At 59.8% G+C, this 16,189-nt stretch carries 15 protein-coding genes and 1 tRNA gene; 12 read left to right on the forward strand and 4 right to left on the reverse strand.

What is annotated here, in order from left to right:
- Nucleotides 1-62 precede the first annotated feature (62 nt).
- The 6 genes from GSF67_RS11550 (at nt 63) to dps (ending at nt 4,954) form a co-directional block, all read left to right on the forward strand.
- The gene (locus GSF67_RS11550; RefSeq protein ID WP_035215028.1) at nt 63-323 is read left to right on the forward strand and encodes a hypothetical protein; all 261 of its coding nucleotides are present in this window, start codon (nt 63-65) and stop codon (nt 321-323) included.
- A gap of 198 nt (nt 324-521) precedes the next feature.
- Nucleotides 522-1,460, forward strand: a complete 939-nt coding sequence (locus GSF67_RS11555; RefSeq protein ID WP_006312085.1) for a siderophore ABC transporter substrate-binding protein — start codon at nt 522-524, stop codon at nt 1,458-1,460.
- A gap of 201 nt (nt 1,461-1,661) precedes the next feature.
- Entirely contained in the window at nt 1,662-2,627 is a 966-nt protein-coding gene (locus GSF67_RS11560) for an ABC transporter permease (protein ID WP_006312092.1), read from the forward strand.
- The gene (locus GSF67_RS11565; protein WP_006312094.1) at nt 2,620-3,588 is read left to right on the forward strand and encodes an iron chelate uptake ABC transporter family permease subunit; all 969 of its coding nucleotides are present in this window, start codon (nt 2,620-2,622) and stop codon (nt 3,586-3,588) included. The genes GSF67_RS11560 and GSF67_RS11565 overlap by 8 nt, the downstream gene beginning before the upstream one ends.
- Complete coding sequence (locus GSF67_RS11570; RefSeq protein WP_006312096.1) at nt 3,585-4,343, forward strand: ABC transporter ATP-binding protein; 759 nt, start codon at nt 3,585-3,587, stop codon at nt 4,341-4,343. The genes GSF67_RS11565 and GSF67_RS11570 overlap by 4 nt, the downstream gene beginning before the upstream one ends.
- A 122-nt stretch (nt 4,344-4,465) precedes the next feature.
- Entirely contained in the window at nt 4,466-4,954 is a 489-nt protein-coding gene (dps, locus tag GSF67_RS11575) for a DNA starvation/stationary phase protection protein Dps (protein WP_006312098.1), read from the forward strand.
- A gap of 78 nt (nt 4,955-5,032) precedes the next feature.
- On the opposite strand, the gene GSF67_RS11580 is transcribed toward dps, so the two are convergent.
- Complete coding sequence (locus GSF67_RS11580; protein WP_161991265.1) at nt 5,033-5,254, reverse strand: hypothetical protein; 222 nt, start codon at nt 5,252-5,254, stop codon at nt 5,033-5,035.
- Between the two features lie 374 nt (nt 5,255-5,628).
- On the opposite strand from GSF67_RS11580, the gene GSF67_RS11585 reads away from it, so the two are divergent.
- Nucleotides 5,629-5,703 (forward strand) — tRNA-Gly (locus tag GSF67_RS11585).
- Nucleotides 5,704-5,773: 70 nt separating this feature from the next.
- On the opposite strand, the gene GSF67_RS11590 is transcribed toward GSF67_RS11585, so the two are convergent.
- The gene (locus tag GSF67_RS11590; protein ID WP_006312100.1) at nt 5,774-6,673 is read right to left on the reverse strand and encodes a LysR family transcriptional regulator; all 900 of its coding nucleotides are present in this window, start codon (nt 6,671-6,673) and stop codon (nt 5,774-5,776) included.
- A 134-nt stretch (nt 6,674-6,807) separates the two neighbouring features.
- Here GSF67_RS11590 and GSF67_RS11595 point away from each other — a divergent pair, with 134 nt between their 5' ends.
- The 4 genes from GSF67_RS11595 (at nt 6,808) to GSF67_RS11610 (ending at nt 12,663) form a co-directional block, all read left to right on the forward strand.
- Complete coding sequence (locus tag GSF67_RS11595; protein ID WP_035215019.1) at nt 6,808-7,605, forward strand: alpha/beta hydrolase fold domain-containing protein; 798 nt, start codon at nt 6,808-6,810, stop codon at nt 7,603-7,605.
- Nucleotides 7,606-7,660: 55 nt separating this feature from the next.
- Nucleotides 7,661-8,851 (forward strand): efflux RND transporter periplasmic adaptor subunit, encoded by a 1,191-nt coding sequence (locus GSF67_RS11600; protein WP_006312103.1) that lies wholly within the window; start codon nt 7,661-7,663, stop codon nt 8,849-8,851.
- A gap of 131 nt (nt 8,852-8,982) precedes the next feature.
- The gene (locus GSF67_RS11605) at nt 8,983-12,177 is read left to right on the forward strand and encodes an efflux RND transporter permease subunit (protein WP_006312104.1); all 3,195 of its coding nucleotides are present in this window, start codon (nt 8,983-8,985) and stop codon (nt 12,175-12,177) included.
- Between the two features lie 288 nt (nt 12,178-12,465).
- A complete protein-coding gene (locus GSF67_RS11610; protein WP_006312106.1) occupies nt 12,466-12,663 on the forward strand; it encodes a hypothetical protein in 198 nt (65 codons plus the stop codon).
- A 34-nt stretch (nt 12,664-12,697) separates the two neighbouring features.
- Here the strand turns inward: GSF67_RS11610 and GSF67_RS11615 are convergent, their stop codons facing one another.
- Nucleotides 12,698-13,543, reverse strand: coding sequence for an endonuclease/exonuclease/phosphatase family protein (locus tag GSF67_RS11615; RefSeq protein WP_006312108.1), 846 nt, complete (start codon nt 13,541-13,543; stop codon nt 12,698-12,700).
- A gap of 49 nt (nt 13,544-13,592) precedes the next feature.
- Nucleotides 13,593-15,053 carry a phosphatidylserine/phosphatidylglycerophosphate/cardiolipin synthase family protein gene (locus GSF67_RS11620; RefSeq protein ID WP_035215021.1) on the reverse strand — a complete coding sequence of 487 codons (1,461 nt, stop codon included), beginning with the start codon at nt 15,051-15,053 and terminating at the stop codon, nt 13,593-13,595.
- Nucleotides 15,054-15,263: 210 nt separating this feature from the next.
- Here GSF67_RS11620 and pdxY point away from each other — a divergent pair, with 210 nt between their 5' ends.
- Nucleotides 15,264-16,139 carry a pyridoxal kinase PdxY gene (gene pdxY / locus GSF67_RS11625; protein WP_035215030.1) on the forward strand — a complete coding sequence of 292 codons (876 nt, stop codon included), beginning with the start codon at nt 15,264-15,266 and terminating at the stop codon, nt 16,137-16,139.
- Nucleotides 16,140-16,189 lie beyond the last annotated feature (50 nt).

The raw sequence follows: 16,189 nt of genomic DNA on the forward strand, positions 1-16,189 counted from the left end.
AACGGGATGTGAAGCGCGGGCGCGACCGTGATATGATTCCGCCCCAAACGCAGGAGAAAAACATGCGCACGATCGCAATCATGATGGTTCTGGCGCTCGCCGGCTGCGCCACCGCGGCACCCGATGTGGAACCCATTCCCGGCAGCATCACCTATGGTGGGCAACCGCGAACCAAACTGACCAAGTCCCCCATCGGCAGCACGCTCAGCAACGAATTCGTGATGGGCGACGGACGGCTGGCGATTGAAACTTATCGGGTGCAGCCGGACCGGTCCCTCAAGCTCGAGAGACGGGAAATCGTTGGCGACTGGCCGCAGGATTGAGGGGACGCATTCCATGCGCTCACACCCAGCCTTACTACCCCGGCCGACCCCCCTTTCCCGCTCACCGCAATTCAGAACCGTTCTAAAACATAATTTTGATTTCCGCCGACCTTGCCAATAAAGCTGACAGCGAACATCAAGTTAACCCGTCGGGACAACCTTCCGCCGGCTCAAAACAATATTGCAAGGGACATATTCGTGGCCATCAACCTCACCTTCCCCGTTCGGCTGCTGGCGGCAGCGGCCTTCAGCCTTGGTGCAATGACGGCGAGTGCCGAGGAAATGACGATCCGGCACACTCAGGGCGAGACGGTACTGAAAGCGGCACCGAAGAAGGTTCTGGTTCTGGATATTCCCTCGCTCGACAATCTCGATGCACTCGGTGTCGAGCCCGCCGGTGTCGTCGGTTCCAACCTGCCCGCCTATCTGCAGAAATATGCCGACGGCAAATATCTCAAGGTTGGAACGCTGTTCGAGCCCGATTACGAGGCGATCAATGCGGCCGAGGCGGACCTCGTCATCGTCGGCGGCCGTTCGCGGGCGAAATATCCCGACGTTTCGAAGATCACGCCCGCCGTCGACATGTCGATCGATTCCAAGGAATTCATCGCAAGCGTCAAAGGCAATATCACCAAGCTCGGCGATATCTTCGGCAAGCAGGAAGAAGCCAAGAAGCTCGATGTCGCCATCGATGAAAAGGTCGCAAGACTGAAGGAGATCGCCTCGAATTCCGGCACGGCGATGATCCTCCTGACCAATGCCGGCAAGGTCGGCGTTTATGGCCCGAGCTCCCGCACCGGCTGGCTGCACACCGAAATCGGCTTCAAGCCGGTCGCGGCCGACATCGACGACCGCTTCGATCGCGGCGATGTCGTCTCCTTCGAATATCTGGCCGAGGTCAATCCCGAATGGCTTTTCGTGATCGACCGTGACGCCGGTATCGGCCGCGCGACCGACCCCGGCAAGGCGGCCGCACAGGTGCTGGATAACGAACTGGTCCACCAGACCAATGCCTGGAAGAAAAAGCAGATCGTCTATCTCGATCCGCAGGCAGCCTATATCGTCAGCAGCGGTTATACGGCGCTTACCACTTTGCTCGATCAAGTCTACAAGGCCGTCTCCGAGAAGAAGTCGTAAACACGGTAGGCACCTGTTTCTGAAGGCTGCGCCAAACTCCGCGTCATCCTCGGCCCTGTGCCGAGGATCTAATCACGTCGAATTAAATCAATCGGTTGCAGATCCTCGGGCCAAGCCCGAGGATGACGGAGGAGAGGTCTGGCCCCCCTCAATACCCTGCGAGGTCGCCTGAACGTCTACCAATTTCGAAACATCACCAACGTGAAATCCCTGCCCCTCATATCAGCTCTTCTTCTGGCTCTGGCGCTCGCCATCACCAGCCTGTTCGTCGGCGTCAGCAATGTGTCGCTCGCCACGCTTTTTGCGCAGGACACCAGCGCCGACGCCCTGCGCGTGCTGGTGGTCAGCCGCATTCCCCGCACACTGGCGCTGATCCTCGCCGGAAGCTCGATGGCGATTGCCGGTCTCATCATGCAGATGTTGGTGCGCAACCGTTTCGTGGAACCGTCAACGGCAGGCACCACCGAATCCGCCGGCCTTGGCCTTCTGGTCGTCACCCTGCTTGCACCCGAAACGCCCATCTTCGGCAAGATGCTGGTGGCCGCGGCCTTCGCGCTGGCAGGCACCGCGCTGTTCCTGCGTATTCTGAGACAGGTGCCGCTGCGCGACGTACTGCTGGTGCCGCTGATCGGCATCATGCTGGGCGGCGTCATTGCCGCCGTCACCACCTTCTTCGCCTATCGTTTCGACTTGCTGCAATCACTCGGCGCCTGGATGACCGGGGATTTTTCCGGCGTGCTGCGTGGCCGTTATGAGTTGCTGTGGGTCGGTTTCCTCTTCGCCATCGCCGCCTATCTCGCCGCAGACCGCTTCACCGTGGCCGGCATGGGACGCGATTTCACCACCAATCTCGGCCTCAACTATCGCCGGGTCATGGCGCTTGGCCTCACCATCGTTTCGCTGGTCAGCGCGGTGGTGGTGGTCACGGTCGGCATGATCCCCTTTCTCGGACTGATCGTGCCGAATGTCGTCAGCCTGATGATCGGCGACAATATGCGCCGCTCGGTGCCCTGGGTGGCAACGCTCGGCGCGGTCTTCGTGCTTTCCTGCGATATCATCGGCCGGACCGTGCGCGCACCTTACGAAATCCCGATCGGAACCGTGGTCGGCGTTATCGGCAGCGCGCTGTTCCTCTATCTCCTGCTGCGGAAACGTCACCATGCATGAGAGACATCCCGACCGGCGCGCGAAAACCGTTATCATCATCCTTGCGGCAGTCGCCCTCATCTGCATGGCCGCCTTCATGACGCTCAGTGCAAAGGGCAGCTGGAGCTTCGTGCTGCCGTTTCGCGGCATCAAGCTTCTGTCGCTCTTGCTGGTGGCCTATGCCATTGCCGTCTCCACCGTGCTATTCCAGACAGTCACCAACAATCGCATCCTCACCCCGTCGGTGATGGGTTTCGATTCGCTTTACGTGCTGATGCAGACCGGGCTGATCTTCGTCTTCGGCTCGGCAACCGTTGTGATGATCGATCCGCAGCTGAAGTTCATCGTCGAAACCGCGCTGCTCGTCATCTTTTCCGCCCTGCTCTATCGCTGGCTTTTTGTCGGTGCAGAACGCAGCCTGCATCTTCTGGTACTGGTCGGTATCGTCTTCGGCGTCTTTTTCCGCAGCCTCTCGGGCTTCATGCAGCGCGTGCTGGACCCCAATGAATATACCGTGCTGCAGGATGTGCTGTTCGCCAGCTTCAACTCCATCGATCCCACGCTTCTGACGATCTCGGCGATCATCATCGGTGTCGTGACCATCATCGGGCTGCGCCTCATGCACACGCTCGATGTTCTCTCGCTGGGCCGGGCAACGGCCATCAGCCTCGGCGTCGAATATAAACGCACGGTCACCATCATCCTCGTGCTGGTGTCTGTGCTGGTCGCCGTCTCCACCGCGCTCGTCGGCCCGGTCATGTTCTTCGGCCTGCTGGTCGCCGCACTTGCCCATTATCTCACCGGCAACGGCAAACATGCCTGTGTGCTGCCGGCAGCGATCCTCATTGCCGTCATCTGCCTTGTCGGTGGCCAGGTGGTGCTGGAGCGGGTTTTCGCCTTCGATACGGCGCTTTCCATCATCATCGAATTTCTGGGCGGTATCGTTTTTATCGGTCTTATCTTGAAGCGGGGTGCGCGATGATCATCGCCAGTCAGATCAGCAAATCCTATGGCGATACGCTCGTCGTCGACGGTGTCTCCGTCTCCATTCCGGCAGGCGGCGTCACCTCCATCATCGGCCCGAACGGGGCGGGAAAATCGACGCTGCTCTCCATCGTGGCGCGACTGATGTCGATGGACACGGGAACCGTCACGGTGGACGGGCTGGATGTGACCAAAACCCCGTCAGACACGCTGGCGAAGCGGCTCTCCATTCTGCGGCAGGACAACCGCATCTCCTCGCGGCTGACGGTGCGCGACCTCGTCGGTTTTGGCCGCTACCCCTATTCCAAGGGCCGTCCCACCATTGAGGACAAGGTCCATATCGACCGGGCGCTGGAATATCTGCATCTCGAAAACCTGGCCGGCCGGTTTCTGGATGAGCTTTCCGGCGGCCAGCGCCAGCGCGCCTTTGTGGCTATGGTGCTGTGTCAGGATACGGATTACGTACTGCTCGACGAACCGCTCAACAATCTCGACATGAAACACGCTTCCGGCATGATGAAGATCATGCGCCGCGCCGCAGACGAGCTTAAGAAAACAGTGGTTCTGGTGCTGCACGACATCAACTTCGCCTCCTGGTATTCCGACACCATCATCGCCATGCGCGAAGGCCGTATATGCCACCACGGGCCGGCAGACGGGATCATCAGCCCTGATATCCTTGAGGCTATCTACGACATGCCGATCCGCGTCGAAGAGATAGACGGCCGCCGCATCTGCCTGTTTTACGAATGACATGATGATTGCGCAGGATTTTTGCCGCCGCAGTGCTTAACATGGAACAGGGCCACAGGCCCGGACGTTAATCGACAGACTTTTCCAAAGCGGCATTCCGTCCGCAACTTCAGGAGACATCGATGAAGACGCACAAGACGAAGAACGACCTGCCTTCCAACGCCAAGTCGACCGTGATCGGCATTCTGAACGAATCTCTCGCCTCGGTGATCGATCTCGCGCTTGTCACCAAGCAGGCGCACTGGAACTTGAAAGGCCCACAATTCATCGCCGTCCACGAACTTCTCGACACCTTCCGCACCCAGCTCGACAATCACGGCGATACGATTGCCGAACGCGTCGTGCAGCTGGGTGGCACCGCACTCGGCAGCCTGCAAGCCGTCTCCTCGACGACGAAGCTCAAGGCCTATCCGACCGATATCTATAAAATCCACGATCATCTCGACGCTCTGATCGAGCGTTATGGCGAAGTCGCCAACATGATCCGCAAGGCGATCGACGATTCCGACGAAGCCGGCGATCCGACGACGGCCGATATCTTCACCGCCGCCTCGCGCGATCTCGACAAGTCACTGTGGTTCCTCGAAGCCCATGTGCAGGAAAAGAGCTGAGCCGGAAGAATTTCCAACAGGCTCATCACAGCAAAGCGCCCGAGAGATTCGGGCGCTTTTTTCGTAGAGATGATGTCATCAATGGCGGCGCAGAACCGCAAGCCCTATGTCGCGCAACATTTCATGATCCAGAATGCCGCGCTGGGCGCTACGGATCAAAATTGCTGCACATTCATTGGCAACATGACTGCTGCGATCTTGAAGGCACTCGAAACAAACACCATCAAAAATATTCTGCAAATCGGTGATTTGTTCTGGCGACAATTGCGCGCCGACTCTTTCAAAAGCTGCGTACGACAAGGCTCATCCTCCCGATGATGATATGCCAAGTATCGTTTGTTTTTCCGTGGGCATCAATTTTGTACACCTGAACGAATCACTTGTCGAATCAGATTTTAACCAAATGTAAACGGGTTATTTTCTGCATTATCGGTCGTTCGTGCACCCTTCGCCGATGGAATAAAGACTAGCCGAAACAACGCTTTCGCCCGCTCCCGCCTCCATCCGGAGCCGCATCGGCTGCACCCTTTGGAATAAACCCGCGGCCGGAAGGATTTCCACCGAAACCGCAAAAGAAACTATTGCATTCCAAAATCGATTGAGCGATATAGCAGCCGTCGCCGAACTTCGGCGACCCGCAGTCCAGCGAACTACCCCGGACCGGCGGATTTTGAGCGGGTGTAGCTCAGGGGTAGAGCACAACCTTGCCAAGGTTGGGGTCGAGGGTTCAAATCCCTTCGCCCGCTCCAGTTTCCAGATAGATAAGACAATTTGCGGCGGCTGTGGCTCATGCCCGGCCACGAGCATTCGCCGCCCGCCTCACACCAGACCGTGAACCAGCTTCGCCAGCCAGTCGACAAAAACGCGCACCTTGTTGGTCACATGCCGGGTCTGCGGATAAACCACATAGATCGGCATGGCTTCGCGCCGCCACTCCGAAAGCACCGGCACCAGTTCACCGCGCGAAAGCGCATCCCTTACCATGAAGACGGGAAGCTGCACGATGCCCATGCCGGCCAGCGCCGCATTGAGATAGGTGCGGCTGTCATTCACCGAGACGACGTAATTCGGGGTCAGCTCGACGCTGCGCACGCCATTGTCGAAGGAGGCCGGCATGATCTGGCCGGTGGTGGCATTGAGGTAACCAACCGAATAGTGTTCCTTCTCCAGATCCTCCGGCTCGCGCGGCATGCCGAAATTTTCGATGTAGGATGGCGAGGCGAATGTCTCGAACCGCAGCTCGCCGACTTTACGGGCAATCAGCGACTGATCGCGCAGCACGCCCACGCGCAGCGCACAGTCGACATTCTCCGCGATATAGTCGACCAGACGGTCGCCGACGCCGAGATCGAGACGGATTTGCGGATAGCGCTGGTAAAATTCGCAAAGATGTGGGATAACCACCAGGTCCGCGAAGACACCGGCCATTTCCACCCGCAACCGGCCGGATGGCTGCACTTGCGCGCTGGACATACTGCCGTCCAACTCTTCGATTTCCGATAAAATCTGTGATGCCCGCTCATAATAGAGAGCGCCGTCCGTCGTCAGCATCACCCGCCGCGTGGTGCGGTTGAGAAGCGTGGTCTGCAAATGCGCCTCGAGCGCCTGCACCATATTGGTCACCGTGGTTTTGGGCATGTTCAGCGCGGTGGCGGCGCGGCTGAAATTGCCGGTTTCCACGACCCGCGTAAAAACCCGCATAGCGGAGAGCTGATCCATGAAGCTATTATCCGTCTTTTTGGAATAGTGTTTTCATTTTGACATACTTGATCGTTTTCTCCCGAACAATAATATGAATTTCAGATTTTGCAAATATGGTGCGCTGCCGATGGCGATGCACGGGACCGGATCAGATGAACGCGCACTGGGAAAATATCAAACGTTGTGGAGGCTCCGCATCTGAGCTCTCTGTGCGTCGATATGAAAGTGCCGGCCTATGCAGCCATCCGCCCGTGATCCTTTATCTGCGCGGCGGTTCGTTTCTGGACAAGGGCGGCAATTGCCCGGAACTTCCCGTGGCCCGCGCCTTGGCGGAAAGCGGTGCCATCGTTGTCGAGGCTGACTATAGCAAGCCGTCCGGCAATGAATTTCCGATGGTGATCGATTGCGCATTCGAAGCGCTCGACCATCTGAGCCGGGATCGCAAGCATTATGGCGGCGCGAAATCGCTGCTGTTTGTGGCCGGCGAAGAGGCAGGCGGCAATGTGGCGGCGGGACTTGCGCTTAAAGCCCGTGACCGCATGCCGGGCAAACTCGCAGGCCAGATTCTTCTGTCGCCCATGATCGATCCGATGATGACGACGGAATCATTCCGCGACGCGGACAGGATCGGCATGCGCCAGCGCTGGGCTGATGGCTGGAGCCATTACCTTGCCAAGGCGTGCGGGTTTTTCCACCCCTATGCAGCGCCCTGCCAGTGTACGCGGCTGAACCGGGTGGCACCGGCGCTGATCTTTACCGCCGAGGATGATCCTCTGCGCGACGAAACGGTCAATTATGGAGACCGCCTCATCGCCTCGGGTGTCAGCGTGCGGAGCCATGTTTTCCCCGCCGGCGTCGGCTGGACGGGGCTTTATCAAGGAGAGGGCGGCGGATGGGTTTCCTCCGTCTGTTCGGAGTTCAAGACCTTCGTTGACCAATTGAAACACTGAATACCGCTTTATTGAGAAACTGATCGGCTCCTGATCTGGGGCCAAGGAGATACCCATGACGCTGAACACAAAGCGCCGGGCCCTGACGGGTGCCGGCATCGGGCTTGCCATGTCCGTTGCAGCAGGAGCACTGTTTTTCGACCTCCCCACCAGCCGCAATGCCACGGCCGCTTCCACGCCTGCCGAAACGCCGGCGATCCCGGTCACCGTCGCCAAGGTGGAAAGCCGTGATGTGATGCGCTGGGAGGAATTTTCCGGCCGTCTTGAAGCTGTCGACCGGGTGCAGATCCGCTCCCGCGTCGCCGGCCAGATCAAGGCCGTGCATTTCCGCGAAGGCGCGCTGGTGAAGGAAGGCGACCCGCTCTTCACCATCGACCCGGCCCCCTATCAGGCCGCAGTCGCGGGCGCTGAAGGACAGGTCGCTTCCGCCGAAGCCAAGGTCAGCCTTGCAAAGACGGAACTCGACCGTGGCCGCAGGCTTTCCGATAACCGTACCATCTCCCAGAGTGATCTCGACCAGCGTCAAAGCTCGTTTGCGGATGCCGAAGCCCAGCTTCGCGCCGCCCGCGCAGCATTGACCACCGCCCAGCTTGATCTCGGTTACACCGAAATCATCGCGCCGGTTTCCGGCAGGGTCGGGAGGATCGAAATCACCGCCGGCAACCTCGTCGCTGCGGGCTCCACCTCGCCGGCACTGACCACGCTCGTCTCGGTCAACCCGATCTATGCAAGCTTCAACGCCAGCGAAGGCGTCGTGGCCAAGGCTCTTGCCGAGCTGCCGAAGACCGATGGCGCCCTGCCCGCTCTGGAACAGATCCCGGTGGAAATCGGCACGCTTTCGGATGAAGGCACGCCGATCAAGGGCACGCTGCACCTGATCGACAACCAGGTGGATTCGGCAAGCGGCACCATCGGTGTGCGCGCCATCTTCGACAATCCGGATGGCAGGCTGATCCCCGGCCAGTTCGTGCGGGTACGCATGGGCGAACCGAAGCCGGAAAACCGCATCGTCATCAGCGACCGCGCCATCGGCACGGATCAGGACAAGCGCTTCGTCTTCGTGGTCGATGCCGAAAACAAGGTGAGCTACCGCCAGATCAAGCCCGGCGCACCGGCTGATGGCCAGCGCATCATCGACAGCGGCCTTGCCGCCGGTGATACGATCGTCGTCAACGGCCTGCAGCGCATCCGTCCCGGTGCGACCATCGCGCCCCAGGCGGAAGACAAGGTTGCTGCTTCGCAGTAACCCACCTCTTTGATCAGTAAGCGTCCCGCAGTATCGCGAGACGCGCATTCACACAGAACCGGCCTTCACCGGCGGCAGGATTGCCGCCGGAACAGCCTTTGCATTCCTAAATACCCGGAGAGGGACTGGATATGAATATTTCCAGATTTTTTGTCGACAGGCCGGTCTTCGCCGGCGTGCTGTCGATCCTGATCGTGGTCGCGGGCCTTCTCGGCATGCGCGCCCTGCCGATTTCCGAATATCCGGAAGTCGTTCCGCCATCCGTCGTCGTCCGTGCCACCTATCCCGGCGCGAACCCGACCGTTATCGCCGAAACCGTTGCAACGCCGCTGGAAGAACAGATCAACGGCGTCGAGGACATGCTCTACATGGGCAGCCAGGCAACGTCTGACGGCGTACTGACGCTGACCGTCACCTTCAAGCTTGGCACCGACCCGGACAAGGCGCAGCAGCTGGTGCAGAACCGCGTGTCGCAGGCCGAACCGCGCCTGCCAGCGGAAGTACGCGCGCTCGGCATCACCACTGTCAAAAGCTCGCCCGACTTCATCATGGTCGTCAACCTCGTCTCGAAGACCGACGCCTATGACATCACCTATCTGCGCAACTATGCGACGCTGAACGTCAAGGATCGCCTTGCCCGCATCGAAGGCGTTGGCCAGGTTCAGGTCTTCGGCGCCGGCGACTATTCCATGCGCGTCTGGCTCGACCCGCAGAAGGTGGCTGAGCACGATCTCGCCGCCGCCGACGTTTCCGACGCCATCCGCCAGCAGAACGTTCAGGCCGCAGCCGGCGTCATTGGCGCTTCGCCAAGCCCGAACGGTGTCGACCTGCAGCTCAACGTCAATGCCCAGGGTCGTCTGACGACACCGGAGGAATTCGGCAACATCATCGTCAAGAGCGGCGCGAACGGCGAAATCACCCGCCTGCGCGATGTCGCCCGCATAGAGCTCGGCGCCGCCGATTACACGCTGCGCTCGCTGCTTGACGGCGAACCCGCCGTGGCTGTCGCCGTCCTCCAGGCCCCCGGCTCCAACGCCATCGAAATCGCCGACAATGTCCGCGCAACGATGGACAATCTGCAATTGGCAATGCCTGATGGCGTGAAATACGAGATCGTCTACGATACGACGAAATTCGTGCGCTCCTCCATCGAGAAGGTTGTCGATACACTCCTCGAGGCCGTTGGCCTCGTGGTGCTTGTCGTCATTCTCTTTCTCCAGACCTGGCGCGCCTCGATCATTCCGCTGATCGCCGTTCCCGTCTCGATCATCGGCACCTTCGCGGTCATGTATGCCTTCGGTTTCTCCATCAACGCGTTGACTTTGTTCGGCCTTGTGCTGGCCATCGGTATCGTGGTGGATGACGCGATCGTGGTTGTCGAAAACGTCGAGCGAAACATCGAAAACGGGCTCTCACCGCGCGACGCCACCTACAAGGCGATGCGTGAAGTCTCCGGCCCGATCATCGCCATTGCGCTGGTTCTGGTCGCCGTCTTCGTGCCGCTCGCCTTCATCTCCGGCCTGTCCGGCCAGTTCTACCGGCAGTTCGCACTGACCATCGCCATCTCCACAGTCATTTCGGCCATCAATTCGCTGACGCTGTCACCCGCGCTTGCGGCCCTGCTGCTCAAGGAACACGGTGCGCCGAAAGACTGGCTGACCCGCTTCATGGACAAGATCCTCGGCTGGTTTTTCCGTGGCTTCAACCGAGCCTTCGGCGCGGCCTCGAACGGCTACGGCAAGACCGTCGGCGGGCTGGTGACGCGCAAGAGCCTCGTCATGATCGTCTATATGGCGCTGGTGGCCGCCACCTACGGCATGTTCACGACAGTGCCGAGCGGCTTCGTGCCGGCGCAGGACAAGCAATATCTGATCGGTTTCGCCCAGCTTCCCGATGGTGCAACGCTCGACCGCACCGAAAGCGTCATCAAGCGGATGAGCGCGATCGCCATGGAAACGCCCGGCGTCAGCCACGCCATCGCCTTCCCGGGCCTGTCGATCAACGGCTTCACCATCGGCTCCAATTCCGGCATCGTCTTTGCGGTTCTCGATGACTTCGAAAAGCGCAAGACACCGGAACTGTCCGGTGGCGCCATCGCCATGCAGCTGAACCAGAAATTTGCCGGCATTCAGGATGCCTTTATCGCCATGTTCCCGCCGCCGCCGGTCAACGGTCTCGGCCAGACAGGCGGCTTCAAGCTGCAGATAGAGGATCGCGCCGGTTACGGTTACCAGACGCTCGACGAAGCAGCGAAAGCCGTGATCGCCAAGGCATATCAGACGCCGGAGCTGGCGGGCATTTTCTCCAGCTTCCAGATCAACGTGCCGCAGCTCTTCGCTGACCTCGACCGCGCCAAGGCCGAACAGCTGGGTGTCTCCGTCAGCGACGTCTTCCAGACGCTGCAGATCTATCTCGGCTCGCTCTATGTCAACGACTTCAACGCTTTCGGGCGGACATACAGCGTTCGGGTGCAGGCAGATTCGCAGTTCCGCGCCCACGCGGAAGATATCGGCCGCCTGAAGGTTCGCTCCGCAACGGGTCAGATGATCCCGCTGTCCACGCTGCTGAAGGTGGATGCGACGACGGGACCGGAGCGCACCAACCGTTATAACGGCTTCCTTGCGGCCGATATCAACGGCGGTCCCGCACCGGGCTTCTCCTCGGGACAGGCTCAGGCGGCTATGGAGAAAATCCTTGCCGAAAACCTGCCCGCCGGTATCGATTACGAATGGACCGACCTGACCTATCAGCAGATCCTGGCAGGTAACTCCAGCATCGTGGTCTTTCCCCTAGCGCTGCTGCTCGTCTATCTCGTGCTCGCTGCGCAATATGAAAGCCTCACCCTGCCGATCGCGATCATCCTGATCGTGCCGCTCGGCGTGCTCGCGGCCCTCACAGGCGTCTGGCTGACGGGAGGGGATAACAACATCTTTACGCAGATCGGCCTTGTCGTCCTTGTGGGTTTGTCGGCGAAGAACGCGATCCTGATCGTGGAATTCGCCCGGGAGCTGGAGTTCGAAGGACGAACGCCGCTTCAGGCGGCCGTGGAGGCAAGCCGGCTTCGCCTTCGCCCGATCCTGATGACCTCGCTCGCCTTCATCATGGGCGTGGTGCCGCTGGTCATCTCGACAGGTGCGGGTGCGGAAATGCGCGCCGCCATGGGTGTCGCAGTGTTCTCCGGCATGATCGGCGTGACGTTCTTCGGCATCTTCATGACCCCTGTTTTCTACGTGCTGGTGCGCAAGCTCGCGGGCAACCGCCCGCTCATCCAGCACAAACAGGAAGAACCGGCCAATTCGGACTACAAGCTCGAAAAGGCCGGCTGACGCCGCACCCCATCCACCGCAACCTTCGACGCAAGCCCGCCGCGCATCATCAGATGCGCGGCGTTTTTCATGGCTGGAAGCGTTCGTGCGAAGTCGCTGAAATAGAATCAGTTTCAAATACTTAAGTGGAGATCGCGCTTATATTGCGCCGCATTAAAACTGGCAAAAGGTAATATATCCGCAAGGGTCAACCGGCGCTGAAAGAACAATGCTATTTTATGCTTTATATTTTGTGGTAATTTCTGAGATCAGGGTGATTCGAACTAAATGATTTAGTTCAGGGGCGACATGATGGAGCAGGATTACGAAAACTGGGCAACCACCGTCGCCTATTCGATCGTGATGCATGAGGGTCTTGACCTCGCGCTTTCCGCGCAGAATCTGGACAGGGGCAAAACCAGGAACAACCGAGAGCGGCTGATGGAGGCCATTCGTACGTCGTTGCTGGAAGCGCGCTCGCGCAGCGGTCATTTGACGGCGGCGTGAAGGACTGAAAGTCAAGCCGGATGGGGGCAGCGGCTCAGGCCGGAAGCAGATCGGTGCGGATCGCGGCTTTCAGCGGCAGATGGTCCGAGGCGATGCGCGCCAGCGCGCTGTCATGCGCCTCCACCTGCTCGATCAACCCTTCGCGATTGGCGATGATCCGGTCGAGCGCCAGCACCGGCAGGTTGGACGGAAAACTCGGCACCGCCGGCGGCAGGGTGCCGAAAGCGTCCCGGAACGTATTGAGTGACGATCCGTTACCGAGACGCCATTCATTCAGGTCCCCCATAAGGATGGTCGCGCATTCGTTGCGCGCTTCCAGAAGACCGACAAGCGCCTTGGCCTGCTGGGCGCGGGAATGTCTGAGAAGGCCGAAATGGGCGGCGATGACCCGGAGCGTGCCGCCGCTTTTAAGGTCTAGTTCCACGACGAGCGCGCCGCGCGGCTCCAGCCCCGGCAATTTCAGCGTATGCACGTCCCTGACAGCCCCTTCTCTGAACAGCACGACATTGCCATGCCAGCCATGCGCCTTCACGCCTGCCTGCACCGGCACAGGAACAAGGCCGCTTTCCCGCTCCAGCCGGGCAAGATCGAGCAGGCCCGTGCGCTCGCCGAAACGGCTGTCCGCTTCCTGAAGGGCGATGATGTCGGCGCCGATTTCCTGAATGACGCGGCTGGTGCGATCAGGGTCGAACTTGCGGTCGCGGCCGACGCATTTATGCACATTGTAGGAAGCGATGACCGGAAAGGAATGGTCTTTTGTCGCCGGCGCCGCATTCTGCCGCTGGCGGCGGTCGCGCAGCGATTGCATGACGAAGGCGGACAGGCTGGTGTTTTTCGTCAAAGCCGTTTTTTCATCGTCCAGCAAACCGTTCTTTTTCACGCGTTTATGCCTCCGGTCTCGCGGGACGTCCTTTCGGGCGCACCGCACTCTAAAGATAGGGTGAAGCGAGCCACAGGACACGCTCCACAAAACGGACAACGAATGGCCGCGCATTCAGTTCGCTGAGCCGCACGGGCAAGGCAGTTTCACGCGCATTCCGGATGCGATCTCCGATCGTCCCGGCAAATTCTTCGTCCATGACTTCGAGATCGATCTCGAAGTTCAACCGCAGCGACCGCGGATCGAGATTGGAGGAGCCAATATAGCTCCAGCGCCCGTCAATCACCAGAAGCTTGGAATGATTGAAAGCCCCGGTCGCCCGCCAGATGCGGCAATAATTCTTCAGCATCTGGTCGAACTGCGCCGTCATCGCCCTGTCGACAAGCACCAGATTGTTGCTTTTCGGCACGATGATATCCACCACGCACCCCCGCCTTGCCGCGGTAATGAGCGCCGAAATAAGCTCCCGATCGGGGAGAAAATAGGGCGACATGATGAGAATGGAGGAGCGTGCCACCGAAAAGGCCCCCATCAGCATCTTGTGACTGGTCTCGATGCTTTTGTCCGGCCCCGAGGAGCAGACGCGGGCAACGATCTGCGACCCCGGCACACCATCGGGAATGGCGATATCCCAGACCGGCGCGTCGAGAACCTCCCCCGTCGTGAAGCGCCAGTCTTCCGCGGCAATGGAGAAAAAATCGGAGACCACCGGCCCGGTAATCTTGAAATGCGTGTCGTGCGACTGGCTTTCGCCACCGAATTCCAGGGTGAAACCCTCGCGGACATTCATGCCGCCGCTGAAGGCGATACGTCCGTCCACCACGAGGATCTTGCGGTGGGTACGTAGATTGGCATAGGGCAGCCGCAGCCCCATGATGACATTGCCGTTGAAGACATCGGCAACGATGTCCTTATCCCTGAGTGTCGGCAGGATGCTTGGCACCGAATAACGGGCGCCGACAGCATCGATAAGCACCCTCACCTCCACGCCACGCAGCTTCGCCCTTTCGAGCGCCGTGACGAAACGGGCGCCGATCCGGTCATTATCGAAAATATATGTTTCGAGAATGATCGACCGCTTCGCCTCCCCGATCGCCTCCAGCATGGCGGCATAGGCGACATCCCCGCTCACCAGCGGCTCGATGCCGTTGCCGGTCGTCAGCGCGTGGCGCGTCACCCGGTCGCCAAGCGTCTTCATCGCCTCGAAACGGCGGCCGAAACGCGTCGCGATCATATCGTTGCTGGCATCGAGGCGCGCCACGCGATCCATGATCTCGTCCAGCATGAAGGACCGCTGCTGCGTGATGTTCGACCGGCGAATGCGGTTGATGCCGGCGATGGCGTAGATGACCGCGCCGACGATCGGCGACAGCACGATGACGCCCACCCAGCCCAGCGCGGAACGCACCTCCTCCTTCGTCATCGTGGCATGCACGGCCGCCACGGTACCCATCAAGATGGAGAGAACGGCAAGGATATGCGGCCAATAGGCAATGACGAGATCGAGCATGATAAGACTATAGAGCACTCAGCCGATCCCGCAATGATAGGTAACGCCCCTGCAACGGAAGAACGCCCGGCCCGCTCATGCTTTTGCGGGACAGACCATTGCGGGATTAACGGTGGAAACCGGCCTTGCGATATGTCATGAGAGCGCATCTTGATCTCTAGGCAGGGGCACTTGCGCGCTTCTGCGACATTTGAAAGCAAGAAGACCGCGATGCAGGAAAATACACAGGGCGCCGTCATCGTCATTTCCAGCCACGTCATGCGTGGCTCCGTCGGCAACCGCGCCGCCGTTTTTGCGCTGGAGACCCTCGGTTATCCGGTCTGGGCGGTGCCCACCATCGTCATGCCCTGGCACCCCGGCCACGGCCCATCCACCCGCATGCGCTTTCAGGACGACGACTTCGACAAGGCCATGACCGACCTCGAAAACGCCCAATGGATCGGCGAGGTCAAGGCTGTTCTGACCGGTTATTTCGGCAGCGCCGCGCAGGTACGCTCCGTCGCAAGGCTGATCCGCAATCTGAAGGAAAAGAACCCGGCGCTGATTTACGCCTGTGACCCGGTGATGGGCGATCTGGGCGGGCTTTATATTCCCCTCGAGACCGCCGAAGCCATCCGCGATCACCTCATCCCGCTTGCCACCGTCGCCACGCCAAACCGTTACGAACTGGCCTGGATGAGCGGCGCGGAACTTGAGACCAACAATGCCATCATGGATGCCGCGCTCGCGCTCGGTCCGCCGAAAATGCTGGTCACCTCAGCCGTGCCGATGATGACGGGCGGCACCGGCAATCTTTACCTCAGCGGCCGCCACGCCCTGCTGGCCGAACACCGCGCCATAGAGAATGCGCCGAACGGCCTCGGCGACCTGATGTCGGCGCTGTTCCTCGCCCGCCTGCTGGAAGGCGTGGATGATGAAAAGGCGCTGCAACTGGCGACGGCCAGCGTCTTCGAAATTTTGGCCCGCACCAAAAAACGCGGGATGAACGAACTGACGCTCGAGACCGACTCTTCAAGTCTCTCCACACCCATGGCCATGGTGCAGATGCGTCATCTCTTGCATCCTTCACGCAGCAAGCGCAAATAGCGGCTAGAGCATTTCCAAGGAAAAGTGGCCCCCCGGTTTTCCGTCCGGAA

The organism is Agrobacterium sp. CGMCC 11546 (assembly GCF_013365515.1).
Taxonomy (GTDB): domain Bacteria; phylum Pseudomonadota; class Alphaproteobacteria; order Rhizobiales; family Rhizobiaceae; genus Agrobacterium; species Agrobacterium fabrum.

What these genes read in the sequence shown, in the direction of transcription:
- GSF67_RS11550 (WP_035215028.1), top strand. Translation starts at nt 63, where the DNA reads ATGCGCACGATCGCAATCATGATGGTTCTGGCGCTCGCCGGCTGCGCC.
- GSF67_RS11565 (WP_006312094.1), top strand. Translation starts at nt 2,620, where the DNA reads ATGCATGAGAGACATCCCGACCGGCGCGCGAAAACCGTTATCATCATC.
- GSF67_RS11570 (WP_006312096.1), top strand. Translation starts at nt 3,585, where the DNA reads ATGATCATCGCCAGTCAGATCAGCAAATCCTATGGCGATACGCTCGTC.
- dps (WP_006312098.1), top strand. Translation starts at nt 4,466, where the DNA reads ATGAAGACGCACAAGACGAAGAACGACCTGCCTTCCAACGCCAAGTCG.
- GSF67_RS11590 (WP_006312100.1), bottom strand. Translation starts at nt 6,673, where the DNA reads ATGGATCAGCTCTCCGCTATGCGGGTTTTTACGCGGGTCGTGGAAACC.
- GSF67_RS11595 (WP_035215019.1), top strand. Translation starts at nt 6,808, where the DNA reads ATGAACGCGCACTGGGAAAATATCAAACGTTGTGGAGGCTCCGCATCT.
- GSF67_RS11600 (WP_006312103.1), top strand. Translation starts at nt 7,661, where the DNA reads ATGACGCTGAACACAAAGCGCCGGGCCCTGACGGGTGCCGGCATCGGG.
- GSF67_RS11605 (WP_006312104.1), top strand. Translation starts at nt 8,983, where the DNA reads ATGAATATTTCCAGATTTTTTGTCGACAGGCCGGTCTTCGCCGGCGTG.
- GSF67_RS11610 (WP_006312106.1), top strand. Translation starts at nt 12,466, where the DNA reads ATGATGGAGCAGGATTACGAAAACTGGGCAACCACCGTCGCCTATTCG.
- GSF67_RS11620 (WP_035215021.1), bottom strand. Translation starts at nt 15,053, where the DNA reads ATGCTCGATCTCGTCATTGCCTATTGGCCGCATATCCTTGCCGTTCTC.
- pdxY (WP_035215030.1), top strand. Translation starts at nt 15,264, where the DNA reads ATGCAGGAAAATACACAGGGCGCCGTCATCGTCATTTCCAGCCACGTC.